Source organism: Wenyingzhuangia marina, assembly GCF_900130035.1.
In the GTDB taxonomy this organism is placed as follows: domain Bacteria; phylum Bacteroidota; class Bacteroidia; order Flavobacteriales; family Flavobacteriaceae; genus Wenyingzhuangia; species Wenyingzhuangia marina.
This window is the reverse complement of record NZ_FQXQ01000001.1, coordinates 573612-588188: the sequence shown is the minus strand read 5'-3', so window position 1 is coordinate 588188 and position 14577 is coordinate 573612. Positions and strand designations below refer to the sequence as shown.

At 30.5% G+C, this 14577-nt stretch carries 11 protein-coding genes; 10 read left to right on the top strand and 1 reads right to left on the bottom strand.

The window, feature by feature from the left end:
- Nucleotides 1-77: 77 nt before the first annotated feature.
- The 3 genes from BUB70_RS02510 (at nt 78) to BUB70_RS02500 (ending at nt 5193) form a co-directional block, all read left to right on the top strand.
- Nucleotides 78-1385 (top strand): NAD(P)/FAD-dependent oxidoreductase, encoded by a 1308-nt coding sequence (locus BUB70_RS02510; RefSeq protein WP_073118102.1) that lies wholly within the window; start codon nt 78-80, stop codon nt 1383-1385.
- Nucleotides 1386-1429: 44 nt separating this feature from the next.
- Nucleotides 1430-1864: a ribose 5-phosphate isomerase B gene (gene rpiB, locus BUB70_RS02505; RefSeq protein WP_073118101.1), complete on the top strand. Its 435-nt coding sequence runs from the start codon at nt 1430-1432 to the stop codon at nt 1862-1864.
- A 212-nt stretch (nt 1865-2076) separates the two neighbouring features.
- Nucleotides 2077-5193, top strand: coding sequence for a BNR-4 repeat-containing protein (locus tag BUB70_RS02500; RefSeq protein WP_073118100.1), 3117 nt, complete (start codon nt 2077-2079; stop codon nt 5191-5193).
- A 219-nt stretch (nt 5194-5412) separates the two neighbouring features.
- Here BUB70_RS02500 and BUB70_RS02495 read toward each other — a convergent pair whose 3' ends face one another.
- Nucleotides 5413-7647 carry a multiheme c-type cytochrome gene (locus tag BUB70_RS02495; protein WP_073118099.1) on the bottom strand — a complete coding sequence of 745 codons (2235 nt, stop codon included), beginning with the start codon at nt 7645-7647 and terminating at the stop codon, nt 5413-5415.
- A 166-nt stretch (nt 7648-7813) separates the two neighbouring features.
- Here BUB70_RS02495 and BUB70_RS02490 point away from each other — a divergent pair, with 166 nt between their 5' ends.
- The 7 genes from BUB70_RS02490 to BUB70_RS02460 all read left to right on the top strand — a co-directional run bounded on the left by BUB70_RS02490 (nt 7814) and on the right by BUB70_RS02460 (nt 14567).
- The gene (locus BUB70_RS02490) at nt 7814-8248 is read left to right on the top strand and encodes a deoxycytidylate deaminase (protein WP_073118592.1); all 435 of its coding nucleotides are present in this window, start codon (nt 7814-7816) and stop codon (nt 8246-8248) included.
- Nucleotides 8235-9791 carry a S41 family peptidase gene (locus BUB70_RS02485; RefSeq protein WP_073118098.1) on the top strand — a complete coding sequence of 519 codons (1557 nt, stop codon included), beginning with the start codon at nt 8235-8237 and terminating at the stop codon, nt 9789-9791. The genes BUB70_RS02490 and BUB70_RS02485 overlap by 14 nt, the downstream gene beginning before the upstream one ends.
- Complete coding sequence (locus BUB70_RS02480; protein ID WP_073118097.1) at nt 9791-10543, top strand: UDP-2,3-diacylglucosamine diphosphatase; 753 nt, start codon at nt 9791-9793, stop codon at nt 10541-10543. The genes BUB70_RS02485 and BUB70_RS02480 overlap by 1 nt, the downstream gene beginning before the upstream one ends.
- 159 nt (nt 10544-10702) lie before the next feature.
- Nucleotides 10703-11692 carry an AAA family ATPase gene (locus BUB70_RS02475; RefSeq protein ID WP_073118096.1) on the top strand — a complete coding sequence of 330 codons (990 nt, stop codon included), beginning with the start codon at nt 10703-10705 and terminating at the stop codon, nt 11690-11692.
- A gap of 77 nt (nt 11693-11769) precedes the next feature.
- Nucleotides 11770-12636, top strand: coding sequence for a DUF58 domain-containing protein (locus BUB70_RS02470; protein WP_073118095.1), 867 nt, complete (start codon nt 11770-11772; stop codon nt 12634-12636).
- A 1-nt stretch (nt 12637) separates the two neighbouring features.
- Nucleotides 12638-13579 carry a hypothetical protein gene (locus BUB70_RS02465; protein ID WP_073118094.1) on the top strand — a complete coding sequence of 314 codons (942 nt, stop codon included), beginning with the start codon at nt 12638-12640 and terminating at the stop codon, nt 13577-13579.
- Nucleotides 13566-14567 carry a vWA domain-containing protein gene (locus tag BUB70_RS02460; protein ID WP_073118093.1) on the top strand — a complete coding sequence of 334 codons (1002 nt, stop codon included), beginning with the start codon at nt 13566-13568 and terminating at the stop codon, nt 14565-14567. The genes BUB70_RS02465 and BUB70_RS02460 overlap by 14 nt, the downstream gene beginning before the upstream one ends.
- The last annotated feature ends 10 nt before the right edge of the window (nt 14568-14577 follow it).

Below are 14577 nucleotides of genomic sequence, written 5' to 3'. Positions count from 1 at the left end.
TAGATTAAAAAAACAAAATAGATAGATCAACAAGCATGGTCATTTTGTAATTTAGCGTTTTTTTAAAATACCCTTATATGAATGTACCTAAATCAGATTTACCAAGAGTTGTAGTTATTGGAGGAGGATTTGCTGGTCTTAATTTGGTTAAAAAATTAAGAGAACTACCAATTCAATTGGTCATGATTAACAAGCATAATTATCATGCTTTTCAACCTTTATTATATCAAATTTCTACCAGTGGTATTGAGTCTGATTCTATTGCTTATCCTCTAAGGATGTTTATTAAAAAGCAACAAAATTTTTATTTTAGATTGGCTGATGTCAAAGAAATAGATCCAGATAACAAAATAATTAAGTCAGATATTGGTGATTTATCTTATGATTACTTAATTATTAATACGGGTACAAAAACCAATTACTTTGGAAATAAAGAAATAAAAAAACATGCAATGCCAATGAAAACTATTCCTCAGGCATTGAATTTACGTAGTTTAATATTACAAAATTTTGAACGTGCAACGGTTGAAAAAGACATAGAAACTCAAAAGTTTTTATTGAATTTTGTGATTGTTGGAGCTGGACCTACAGGAGTTGAATTGGCTGGAGCAATTGCTGAATTTAAAAAGAGTGTACTTCCTTTAGATTTTCCAGATTTAGATCCTAATTTAATGCAAATTAATTTATTAGAAGGTGCTGATAGAGTGTTGCCTCCTATGAGTGAACATGCATCAAAAAAATCTACTAAATTTTTAAAAGAATTAAGTGTTCAAATCCACACCAATACCATTGTAACTTCTTACGATGGTAAACTAGCAACTACCAAAGATGGAAAAGAATTTGCCACACGTACTTTAATTTGGTCTGCTGGAGTTATTGCTAATAGAATTGATGGTTTTAACGAAGAGTGTTCTGAACCAAGAACTAGAAGATATTTTGTAAACGAATTCAATCAAATCAAAGGTTTTAAAGATGTTTTTGCTTTAGGTGATGTAGCTTTAATGATATCTGATGATTATCCAAGAGGACATCCACAAGTAGCTCAACCTGCTATTCAACAAGCTAAAAATCTAGCTAAAAACTTTCCTAAAATTTTAAAAGGAGAAACTAGTTTAAAACCTTTTGTATATAAAGATAAAGGTTCTATGGCAACCATTGGTAGAAATAAAGCTGTGGCAGATATTAAAAAATTACAATTCGGTGGGTTTTTTGCTTGGTTTATATGGATGTTTGTTCATTTAATGTCTTTAGTAGGATTTAGAAACCGATTGGTGATTTTAATCAGTTGGATATATAATTATACTAACTATAATAAAGGATCTAGATTAATTGTACGTAGATATAGTGTTACCAAACGTAGAATTAGAACCAACGCAGAGCTGTAGTCTTTTTTTTGCGTAAATTTGTCTAAAATTAAATATATATTAAAATGAAAATAGCCATAGGAAACGATCACGCTGGTCCAGATTATAAATTAGCTATTGTTAAATTATTAGAACAAAAAGGTATTGAAGTTGTAAATTATGGAACTGATACTTTAGATAGTGTTGATTATCCTGATCATGCTCATAAAGTGGCAAACGATGTAGATACCAAAGCAGTAGATTTTGGAATTTTAATTTGTGGTTCTGCAAACGGAGTTGCTATGACTGCTAATAAATATAAAAATGTAAGAGCTGGTTTGTGTTGGTCTAAAGAAATTGTATTGTTGGTAAGACAACATAACAATGCAAATGTTTTATGTATTCCTGCTCGATTTACTGCCATTCCTCAAGCTTTAGAAATGGTAGAAACTTTTTTAAATACTGAATTTGAAGGTGGTCGTCACCAAACCAGAATTGATAAAATTCCTTGTGGTTGTTAATTATAATTAAGATCATAAATAAAAAAAGCCTCTGAATTTTCAGAGGCTTTTTTTATGATTAAGCAGATCATGAAAAATTAATAATTATTTTATAAAAGAAGAAAATTATTATTAATTACCCTTTTTTTTATGAATTTGATACCTTTTTAGGTTTATTACTTAATTAATTTTGATTTAAAGGATTATGATAGAAATTATTAAACTTTATTAAAATGAAAAAAAAATACTTTGTTAAACTTATTATAATAATATTAGTGTTTTTCACTTCTATAACAAATGCACAAACAAATTACGCTATTAGTTTACCAGGAGGTTCAGACGGTAATGTTAGTAATGTTGCTTTGCCTGGATTAAACCTTACATCATATCCTGTAACCATAGAAGCTTGGGTGTATCCTATAGCAAAAAATAATTATGGTGGATTGTTTTATTACAGAGGAACAAACACTAATGGAGGAATTCAGTTTGATAGATGGACAAATCCAAATTCCTTCAGAGGAATAGCAAATGATGGAGTTAATGCGGTAGCTGCTAATAATATTAATTTTAATGATTGGAATCATGTGGCTTGGGTGGTCACTTCAACAGGAATGATACTTTATGTAAATGGAATTCCAACAACATCCGAAGAGGTACCAGCAATGTTGCCTTTTGATTCTGGACTATATATAGGATGGGATGCAGCAACAAATGATAGAACAATTCAAGGATATTTTGATGAAGTAAGGGTTTGGACCACAGAAAGAACAGCTCAAGAAATAGTAGATAATAAAAATAAAAAATTAACGGGTTCAGAAACAGGTTTATATGGATATTGGAATTTTGATGATCAAGCAAATGTTGCTACTGATCAAACTAGTAATCATTTAGATGGTATTATTAACGGAGGAACTTATGTTGTTTCTACTGTATTTAACCCAATGACTTATTCAAGTTCAGTAGTCAAAGAAAAAGAAGCTTTCATTAAAAATAACTCAACAAACAATGTAGTATTTTCTTTAGAAATAGAAACACAAAACGCATCAGAACCTTTTTCGCTTAAAAATTTAGCTTTATCAGCTTTAGGAACTACTTCACTTTCAGATTTAAATAATGTAAAAATTTATTACACGGGTGTTGATGCTAAATTTAGTACAACTCAACTTTGTGGAGAACTAAATCAATCCCCTTTAACAGAATCTTTTTCGGTAAATTGTAATCAAACATTAAGTCAGGGTAAAAATGTTTTTTGGATAACAGCGGATGTTTCTAACAGCGCTACAGAAGGAAATTCTATAGATATAACTTGTAATAATTTTACTTTAGAATCTACAAATACTCAAGTATTAACACCAACTTCAACAGCATCTACAGGAAAATTAGAAATAAAATCTAGTATTTTTAGTAATAGCGTTAAGCTTCCTGCTTCGGTAGTTACCACCAATGCAGCGAGTACTTTTGAAGGATCTAATTTTGCTTCTTTTCAGCAAAATGCCATCATCACATTTAATAATTATCAATATGTTACTTTTTGGAATAAAGTTTCTAGAGTATGTATTGCAAGAAGAAAATTACCAGAAGGTGATTGGAAAACAGTAGAATTAACGGATTATACTATTAGTCCAAATCGCGTTGCAGATAATCATTATACAATCTCTATGGGAATTTGTGAGAATGATGGAACTATTCATTTGGCTTTTGATCATCATAATGATGTACTTCATTACAGAAAATCTATAGCTAATTTAGCTTATAGTGATGACACTAGTTGGAAAATGTCCTCTTTTGGTTCTGTACAACAAAATTTAGTTGATAATGTTAACCTTTCAAATATTACCTATCCGCGTTTTGTTTCGAAACCAAATGGAGATATGATTTATGAATGTCGTATTGGTTGGAGTGGAGATGGTGATAGTTTTTTATGGGAATACAACGGTTCTAATGGTAAATGGACGTATATAGGGGAATACTTAAACGGAACTTCAGTGAATGAAAATGCATACATTAATGGTATTCACTATGATTCTAATGGACGTTTACATGTATCATGGATATGGCGAGGAACTCCAGATGCTCAAACCAATCATGATGTGTATTATGCTTATAGTGATGATGATGGTAGAACTTGGTATAATTCTGATGGAGTAAAGGTAGGGACTGCAGGATCTGATCCTATGGTACAATCAAGACCAGGATTAAAAATTTGGGATATAGGAACTAATAGAGGATTAATCAATCAGGAATCTCAAGCAGTTGATAGTAATGGAGGAATTCATATACTTCAATCTTATATCATGGAGAGTGATTCTAATAGTAATAATTTTTGGGATTTTAGAATTAATAAGGGATATCTTAGACATATTTACAAAGATCAATCTGGGTCATGGCGTAGTGACGTAATTGCTCGTTCTCAACGTAATAGAGCAGAAATAGCAGTTGATGGAAATAACAATCTTTATGTAGTAGCTTCTGATTATAGAGTCTATTTTGCTTCAGCTGAAAATAATTGGCAAAATTGGACTGAAATGGATGTAAATGAAGTTGGAACTGTTATAAATGAACCACTAATTGATAGAGAAGCATTACTTGAAAATGATATATTATCTTTTGTATTTACACATGCAGATAAAGATGGTAAAATCATAGTTCCTTATTATTTATTAGAACGTTCTAAAAAACCAAATGGTAATGGATTACAAAAGGTAGTTTATAATAATTTAGACCATCCTGTAGTTGAGGAATTAGATGCTATAGATCTTTATAATATGGATTACTCGGCTTATGGAGACAATATAAATATTAAATGGACAGGACAGTTAGAAATTCAGCAACCAGAAGAATATACACTTCATTTAACATCAAATGGAAATGTACAAGTTTATATTAATGATGAGTTAAAAATAGACACAGGAGATTTATCTGTAGAACAAGAATTTACAACTACATTAAATTTATATCCAAGCTATAAGTATGATATTCGCGTAGAGGGTTCTTATAGTTCTTCTAATAATGTAACAACCAAGCTAGAATGGTCTTCTCTTAATGTTCCAAAAGATATGATTCCTTTAAAAGGATACTTTGGAGAATTAAAAAATCTTTCATTAGGTATTTCTGATGTTGCATTGTTTCCAAAAAGTCTTAAAGTTTCTCCTAACCCAAGTAATTCATTCTTTTTAGTTGAAATGGATGGAGATTTTACTTATGATATTTATGGCTTTGATGGAAAAAAAATAGAATCAGGTGCAGCAAAAACCTCATGTGAAGTAGGTCAAAATCTTTTAGCAGGAGTTTATATACTAAAACTAAATAATGGGATTAATAGTTACGTCATAAAAATAATTAAATATTAATTTTTAGCTTAAATTATATATAAAAAAGCCTCTGAATTTTCAGAGGCTTTTTTTTTTTAAAACTTATGTTTTTTCAAAATTCTAAACCAAGGATTGTGTTGGTTTTTGTTCATGTATTTTATAGCATTCATTCGTTTTCTAGCAAACCAAACAAAGGCTTTTGTAGAAGTAAATACAATACCTAAAATTAAAAAAGTAAATAAAAGTTCAAGTAGCATATTATTGATTTAAAATTTGATAAAAGTTTTGATATTGCTGATTATTTGGTGCTAACTCTAAAAGCTGTTTAGCATACTTTTTAGCCATTTCTTTTTGATTTGTTTCATTGTATATATAAGCCATCAAATAAATTAAATCAGTATTATTAGTACTTCTTTTTAGTTGGATACCTATAACAGTAATAGCTTTTTGGGTTTGAGTATCTTTAAAATATAACAAAGCTAAATTATAAGCTATCCTGTCATTTTCTGGCATATATTTAATAGCTTTTTGTAACTGAACAATTGCTTCTTTAGACCTACCTAATTCGTTTAATAACAAACCATAATTGTAATTGGTTAATCCATAACCAGGTTCTTGTTCTATAATGGTTTTGTAAGCTTTTTCAGATTTTTGATAATCTTTTACTTGATAATATAAATTAGCCAAGGTAGTTCTTACAATATTGTTGATAGGATCTAAAACCAAAGCTTCTTCTAAAGTTTTAATAGCACTTTGTGTTTTACCATTGTTTAAATAATATTGAGCACGTTTCATTCTTCCACCACTAAACTCGGCCGTAGCTTTTAATTGATTGGCAAATTCTATTTTAACTTTGTTATAAATATCTTTATAATCTTCAGGTATTTTAGCATAATCAACACTGCTTAATGCAAAAAATGCTTTTACACGTACAGCTCTTTTGGCATCTTTTAATAAAGGTAAAACAGATTTGTAATGCTCTGTTCTTAAATTTAAATCAGAGATTAAATCTACAGTAGCTCCTTTTACTAATGGGGATGTATCTTTTAAAAATTTTAAGACTTCAGATACATTAATTTGTCCAGTATAATTTCTAAGGGTGGAGACAGCTGAGGCTCTAGCCATATTAGGATAAATAGTATCGTGAGCCAATAACATTAAACTATCTCTCCCTCCTACTTCACCTTTTATTCCTGGAGCTAATTTATCTGAAAAATGATTCTTTTTTGGCTCTCCATAAAGTTTCACAAAATTTTCATAAGCCCATTGATCATTTTTGTCTTTATGACATCCAACACATGCATTTGGTGTTCCATATTTTAAACTTAAATCAGGTCTTGGAATTCTAAAACTGTGGTCACGTCTAAAATCATTTCCCATATAATATTTTCCAGGCATATGACAGTTGATACACATAGCTTCTTCGGTTCCCATTTTATGCTTGTGATGACTTTCTACATTAAAAGTAGCACCATCATGACATTGCATACAAAGTCTGTTATCATCAAATTTTCGTTTGGTAGAATGTGGATTGTGACAATCTTTACAACTCACTCCATTGTGATACATTTTACTTTGGATGAATGATCCATAAACATAATCTTCATCCAAAATTTGACCATCAGCATGATAAATAGGCTCAGAAATTAATTGTGGAAAATAATGATCTAAAAAAGTTCCCTGTGGTGTGTGGAATAAAGTAATGTTTTCTCTTCTAGCATGGCATCTTGCACAAGTATCTACCAATTCTTTAGAGTTTAAGCCAACCATTTGCATGGTTCCATCGCTTTTATAATCATTCCCACTTTTTAAAGCATGGTTAACATGATCTTTTCCTGGTCCATGACAAGCCTCACAACTCACGTTAATAATGGCATAATTAGTATTATAACTATGGTCTTTTTCGTTGTAATTTTTCTTTACGTTGGTGCTGTGACAATCTGCACACATGGTATTCCAATTTAGTCCTCCTCTACTCCAATGCAACCATTCTTTATGTACAACTTTAAAGTCTGGATATAAATCAAACCATTTGTTTTTTTGGGTATCAAAAGCAGTTCTTAAACATTGATATTGTCCATCGGGAAATAAAACAATGTATTGTTGTAAAGGGGTAAAACCAAAAGTGTAAATAATTTCATAATCATGATTTTTACCATCACGTCCTTCGGTATTCACATAAAATTTTCCCTTGTTTTGAAAAAAGGTTGACGTGACTCCCTGATTTTTAAAAACTTCTCCATCAAAAGGGGCAATAATGGTTTGTCTATCGGCTTTTTGCATAGACTTATTATGATGAGATCCTTCCCAATCTTTAAATTGATTTGGATGACACTCTTTACATTTTTGACTCCCAACATAGTGATTGTTGGGAATGCTATCTGTATTGGTAAAAATAGCATTAGAATCTATTTTTTTATAAGTACTCTCTTCTTTTGGTTTGCAAGAAACCATGGATATAATTAGCGTAATAAATAAAATTAAATACTTCAAAAGGAAAGTAGTTTTTAATAAACTAAAAACAGATGTAGTGTTTTTTATTTTATAGCTTTGTTAACACTACAATATTATCCATTTATATTTAACTTTTTGTTAAGTTGTATCAATAAGATACTATTTTTGTACCAAATACTTATAAAAACAGGTTTATATGATTTCTATGTTGGATGAAAAACAATTAAAATATGACACTGCATATTTAAAAATGGCTTTTGAATGGGCAAAATTATCTCATTGTAAAAGAAAACAAGTAGGTGCGCTTATTGTAAAAGATAGAATGATTATTTCTGATGGATATAATGGAACTCCAACCGGTTTTGAAAATTGTTGTGAAGATGATAATTATGACACCAAATGGACAGTTTTACATGCCGAGGCAAATGCCATATTAAAAGTAGCTTCCTCTACCCAATCTACCAAAGATGCTACTTTGTACATTACTTTATCTCCTTGTAAAGATTGTAGTAAATTAATTCACCAATCTGGAATTAATAGAGTAGTTTACGCAAAAGAATACAAAGACACCACAGGAATAGATTTTTTAAGAAAAGCAGGTGTTGAATTATTGAAATTAGATATTGATGAAGCAAAATAATAATCTTCCACTATTTATTGGAATTTCTGTAGCTCTAGGAATTATTATAGGTAGTTTTTTTAATGTAAAAAATACAGGAACTTTTTATCCTGTAAGTTCAAATACAGGAAATAGTAAGTTAAACACGGTTCTAAAATTTATTGAAAGTGAATATGTTGATGACGTAGATGCTGAAAAAATTACGGATGAAGTTATTTCTGATCTTTTAGATAGGTTAGACCCACACTCTACTTACATCCCAAAAGAAATTCAAGCATATACTCAAGAAACTATGAACGGAAGTTTTGTAGGAATTGGAGTACAATTTAGACTAGAAAAGGATACTATTTTAGTAGAAAAAGTAATTCCAGATGGACCAAGTTTAAAAGCTGGACTTAGAGCAGGTGATAGAATTTTAATGGCTGATAAAGACACTCTTTATGGAAAAGAAATATCTAACAACGATGTTCTTAGTAAATTAAAAGGTGAAGAAAATAGTCAAGTTTTAGTAAAAGTTTATAGACCTACAACGAATAAAATTATTGATTTTAATATCACCAGAGGAAAAGTTGATATTAAAAGTGTACCTGTTGCTTATAAATTAACAGATAGTTTAGGATATATTAAATTAGTTCGTTTTGCCATGACTTCTTATGATGAGTTTAAGTCAGCCTTAGACAAATTACAAGAACAAGGAATTAAAGATTTGGTCTTAGATTTAAGAGGAAATCCAGGTGGATTTATGCACATTGCTGATCAAATATCAGATGAATTTTTAGCCGATGGACAATTAATTGTTTACACTAAAAATAAAAAAGGTCGTCAAAAAAACAATGTGGCTACTAGCAAAGGTTCTTTTGAAAAAGGACATATTTACGTATTGGTTGATGAAAACTCAGCTTCAGCAAGTGAAATAGTTTCAGGAGCTTTGCAAGACAATGATAGAGGAACTATTATTGGACGTAGAACTTTTGGAAAAGGTTTGGTACAACAAGAATTAGATTTTAACGATGGTTCTGCAATGAGATTAACCATTGCAAGGTACTACACTCCTACTGGACGTTCTATCCAAAAACCATATGATGATACTAATAATTATGAAAATGAAGTATTAAATAGATATAAAAGTGGTGAACTTTATAGTAAAGACAGTATTAAAATTATAGACTCACTTAAATACACTACACCAAAAGGAAAAGTGGTTTATGGAGGTGGTGGAATTACGCCAGATGTTTTCATTCCTTTAGACACGCTTAATGGTGTTAATTATTTTGAATTAAATATGATTAATAAATTTGTGTCTAGTTATATTGATACTCACAGAAAAGAGTTAAATAAATACAACGAAAGTAATTTTATTAATGATTTTAAAATTACATCAGAAATTAAAAAAGCGTTTGATAAATATATAGCACCCTATAAATTTAGTAGTCAAGAATTAGTTGATGATTTGTTAAAAGAAAACTTTGCTAGCACTTTAATAAACGACGAAGTGTATTATAAGTTGGTGCAAAAAAGAGATCCGTATATTTTAAAAGTTATAGCGTTAGAACAAAATCAATAATTTTGAGTAATAAAAAAATCTACTTTGCTTCCGATCAACATTTTGGAGCAGAAAGTTCTGAAAAAAGTATACCAAGAGAAAAGGTATTTGTTTCTTGGTTAGACTCCATTAAGAATGATGCAGAAACGCTCTTTTTATTGGGAGATTTGTTTGATTTTTGGTTTGAATATAAATATGTAGTTCCTAAAGGTTTTGTAAGGGTTTTAGGAAAGTTAGCTGAACTAAAAGATGCAGGAGTTGATATTCATTTTTTTGTGGGAAACCACGATTTGTGGATGAAAGATTATTTTGAAAAAGAATTAAATATTCCAGTATATCACGAGCCTAAAGAATTTATATTACAAGGAAAAACTTTTTTAATGGGACATGGAGATGGTTTAGGTCCTGGAGACAAGGGATATAAATTCATCAAAAAAATATTTACAAACCCAGTTTGTAATTGGTTGTTTCGCTGGTTACATCCCGATGTAGGAATGTCATTTGCCATGTATTTATCTAGAGAAAATAAAGCGGTTTCAGGAGCAGAAGATGTACACTTTTTAGGAGAAGATAAAGAGTATTTAATCTTACACTGTAAAGAAATTTTAGAACAAAAACATTACGATTATTTTGTGTTTGGTCACCGTCATTTACCTATGATTTTTGATTTGCCACAAAATTCAAAATATGTAAACACTGGGGATTGGATTACTTATAATACTTATGGTGTTTTAGAAAATGGGGAGTTTAAAATTAAAGAATTCTTAAAATAATTTTTATTATTGCATAAATACTAACAAAAAAGTCAAGAAATTATCTTGACTTTTTTGTTTTTTTAAAATCTGTCATATTTACTTAATTGATTTCAATGTTGTATTTTGGTACACAAATTGATTGCAAACAACTGTATTAAGAATAAAACCTTATAAATAATGGAAGTAGACGTAAGAGCTATCAGCGAAAAAATCGAAAGAGAAAGTGCATTTGTGGATTTATTGTCCATGGAAATGAACAAAGTTATTGTTGGTCAAAAACACATGGTTGACCGGTTGTTGATTGGTTTATTAGGAAACGGACATATTTTATTAGAAGGAGTTCCTGGTTTGGCAAAAACGTTGGCTATTAATACGCTTGCAAAAGCGGTTGATGGAGCGTTTAGCAGAATTCAGTTTACTCCAGATTTATTACCTGCCGATGTGGTTGGAACCATGATATACAACATGAAAGAAAATGACTTTTCTATTAAGAAAGGTCCTATTTTTGCAAATTTTGTATTGGCAGATGAGATCAACCGTGCTCCAGCAAAAGTACAATCGGCATTGTTAGAAGCCATGCAAGAACGTCAAATTACCATTGGTGATGAAACCTTTAAATTAGATGAACCATTCTTGGTTATGGCTACTCAAAACCCAGTAGATCAAGAAGGAACTTATACATTACCAGAAGCACAAGTAGACCGTTTTATGCTTAAAGTAGTAATTGATTATCCTAAGTTAGAAGAGGAGCAATTAATTATGAGAGCAAATTTAACTGGAGCTTATGAAAAAGTAAATCCAGTGGTTTCTTTAGAGCAAATTAGAAAAGCTCGTGAAGTAGTAAACGAGGTTTATATGGATGAAAAAATTGAGAAATATATTCTTGATTTGATTTTTGCAACGCGTTATCCAGAAAAATACGGATTAGAAAACTTAAAAGGATTAATTTCTTTTGGAGCCTCTCCTCGTGGTAGTATTTCATTAGCTAAAGCCGCTAAATGTCATGCATTCATCAAACGTAGAGGATATGTAATTCCAGAAGATGTTAGAGCAGTTGTCTTAGATATTTTACGTCATCGTATCGGAATTACGTATGAAGCAGAAGCAGAAAATGTAACTGCCGAAGACATTGTAAACCAAATAGTAAACGTAGTAGAAGTACCTTAATCTAGTACTCAGTATCAAGTATTAAGTACAAAGAAAGTGCTTAATACTCATTACTCAGTACTCAGTACTATTAAAACATGGATACCAAAGAAATCTTAAAAAAAGTAAGAAAAATAGAGATCAAGACACGTCGTTTGTCTGATCATATTTTTTCAGGAGAATATCACAGTTCTTTTAAAGGACGTGGTATGACTTTTAGTGAGGTAAAACAATATCAATTTGGTGATGATATCCGTAGCATAGATTGGAACGTAACAGCTCGTTATAACGAACCTTATGTAAAAGTTTTTGAAGAAGAACGTGAGCTTACCATGATGTTAATGGTAGATATTAGTGGATCGGGAAACTTTGGAACTAAAGAGCAATTTAAAAGAGAAACACTTACAGAAATTGCTGCTACCATGGCTTTTTCGGCCATTCAAAATAATGACAAAGTAGGTTTGTTACTTTTTTCTGATGAGGTAGAATTATACATTCCACCAAAAAAAGGAAAAAGTCACGTGTTGCGTATCATTAGAGAAATGATAGAATTTGAGCCTAAAAGTCATAAAACAAATATCAACACGGCCTTAAAATACATGTCTAATGTATTAAGGAAAAAAGCTATTGTTTTTATCCTATCGGATTTTATGGATGATGGATATGAACAAACTTTAAAAATTGTAGCCAATAAACACGATGTTACTGGAATTAGAATTTACGATCAGTTTGATGAAGCCTTACCAAAAATTGGACTAGTTCCTATGGTAGATGCCGAATCTGGACAAACAACTTTGGTGAATACTTCTTCTAAAAAAGTTAGAAATCAGTATCAGCAACAATTTTTACATTGGAAACATAATTTTGAGAATGCTTTTAAAAAGAGTGGAGCCGGTGTATTGAGTAGTCGTGTAGAAGAAAATTACGTAAAGAAATTATTGACGTATTTTAAACAACGAGGGTAAAATGAAATATATCATTACAAGTCTTTTTTTATGTATCGGTTTTGCAATGATGGCACAAAAAAATCCATCAATAAGTGTAAAAATAGATACCACAAATATTAAAATAGGAGAACAAGTTACTTATACAATTTCAGCTCCAAACCATAAAAAAGTAATCTTCCCTAAAATAGAAAATCTTGATAGTTTAGTGGTTGCAGAAGAACTTCCTGTAGACACTATTCAAAATCAATTGTATAAAAAGTATTTAATTACTGGTTTTGATAGTGGTACTTTTTATATTAAAAAACAACAAGTTTTTATTGATGCCAAAGCTTATTTTACCGATTCTTTATTGGTAAACGTTGCAACCATTTCTGTTGATACAGTTAAGTTAGCAAAGCATTATGCTGTTAAAGATTTAGAGAATGAAGATTATACGTTGGCTGAATGGTGGTACCGAATTAAAAATTATGTATACGTAGGTTTGGCAGTGATTGCTTTTATGGTTGGACTTTACTTTTTGTTCCGCAATAAAAAAGAGCCTGTTAAAGTTAAAAAAGTGGTGATTCCTCCTTACATAGAAGCAACCAAAGAGTTGAAAAACTTAGAAAAAAAGCAATTATGGCAAAATAACAAGGTTAAGGAGTATTATTCTGAACTAACCGATATTGTTAGAAAATATATTGGTAATGAATTACTTGTTCAGGCATTAGAAACTACGACTGACGAGTTAATGAGTTTGTTGATTAATGAAAATAAACAACAAAAATTAGGTTTAGATAAGGATACTTTAGAAAATTTAAGAGACTTATTATCTCAAGCAGATTTTGTAAAGTTTGCCAAACAAAAACCTGTTGAAATGGAAATTAAAGGACATCAATCCAATGCGTCTAGAATTATAGAAACCATACACCAATTAGTAGAATCTAAAAAGCAAGAAGTAAAAGATGATGAGCAACAGTAATTTTGAATTTACCCAACCCGCTTTTTTATGGCTATTAATCATCATTCCTATTTTAGGATTTTGGTTGTATATCAGTAGAAATAGAAATCAAGCAAAACTTTCTATTGCATCAACAAAAGCAATGCAATCTCCAGGTGTTTATATTTATCTCTATAGGGCTTTATGGGTTTTTAGGTTGTTGGCTTTGGTTTTGTTAATAGTGGCTTTAGCAAGACCTAGAAATGTTGGTGTTACTACTAAAAGCAAAAAAAACAGAGGAATTGATATTGTGATGGCAACTGATGTTTCAGGATCTATGTTGGCTAGAGATTTAAAGCCAAATAGACTTGAAGCGCTAAAAGAAGTAGCAGAAGACTTTGTAGACAAACGCCCAAATGATAGAATAGGAATTGTGGTTTATGCAGGAGAAAGCTATACCAAAACGCCTATTACCACTGATAAATCTATTGTAAAAAGAACCATTCAATCTATAGAATATGGAGGTATTCAAGATGGTACAGCTATTGGAATGGGATTGGGTTCAGCTGTTAATAGATTAAAAGAAAGTACCGCAAAAAGTAAAGTAATTATTTTGCTTACAGATGGTGTAAATACTGCAGGTTCTGTAGATCCTAAGTTGGCAACAGAATTAGCCAAAGGTTTAGGAATTAAGGTATATACCATTGGTATTGGAACCAATGGAATGGCAGAAATGCCTTATGCACAAGACTACAATGGTAACTTAATATACAAACCAATGAAAGTTGAGATTGATGAAAAGTTATTAACCTACATTGCTGAGGAAACTGGCGGGAGATATTTTAGAGCAACTTCAAATAATAAGTTAAAAACCATTTATGAAGAGATTGATAAATTGGAAAAAACAGTGATTGAAGATATTAAATACTATAATTACGATGAGTTGTATAGAAATTTAGTTATTGCTGCTTTACTCTTGTTGGTCATAGAGTATTTATTAAAAAACACATTGTTTAAAAGTTTTATATAAAAATAAGTTA

Coding starts and splice junctions, on each gene's coding strand:
- BUB70_RS02510 (WP_073118102.1), top strand. CDS start 78: ATGAATGTACCTAAATCAGATTTACCAAGAGTTGTAGTTATTGGAGGA.
- rpiB (WP_073118101.1), top strand. CDS start 1,430: ATGAAAATAGCCATAGGAAACGATCACGCTGGTCCAGATTATAAATTA.
- BUB70_RS02500 (WP_073118100.1), top strand. CDS start 2,077: ATGAAAAAAAAATACTTTGTTAAACTTATTATAATAATATTAGTGTTT.
- BUB70_RS02490 (WP_073118592.1), top strand. CDS start 7,814: ATGTTGGATGAAAAACAATTAAAATATGACACTGCATATTTAAAAATG.
- BUB70_RS02485 (WP_073118098.1), top strand. CDS start 8,235: ATGAAGCAAAATAATAATCTTCCACTATTTATTGGAATTTCTGTAGCT.
- BUB70_RS02475 (WP_073118096.1), top strand. CDS start 10,703: ATGGAAGTAGACGTAAGAGCTATCAGCGAAAAAATCGAAAGAGAAAGT.
- BUB70_RS02470 (WP_073118095.1), top strand. CDS start 11,770: ATGGATACCAAAGAAATCTTAAAAAAAGTAAGAAAAATAGAGATCAAG.
- BUB70_RS02465 (WP_073118094.1), top strand. CDS start 12,638: ATGAAATATATCATTACAAGTCTTTTTTTATGTATCGGTTTTGCAATG.
- BUB70_RS02460 (WP_073118093.1), top strand. CDS start 13,566: ATGAGCAACAGTAATTTTGAATTTACCCAACCCGCTTTTTTATGGCTA.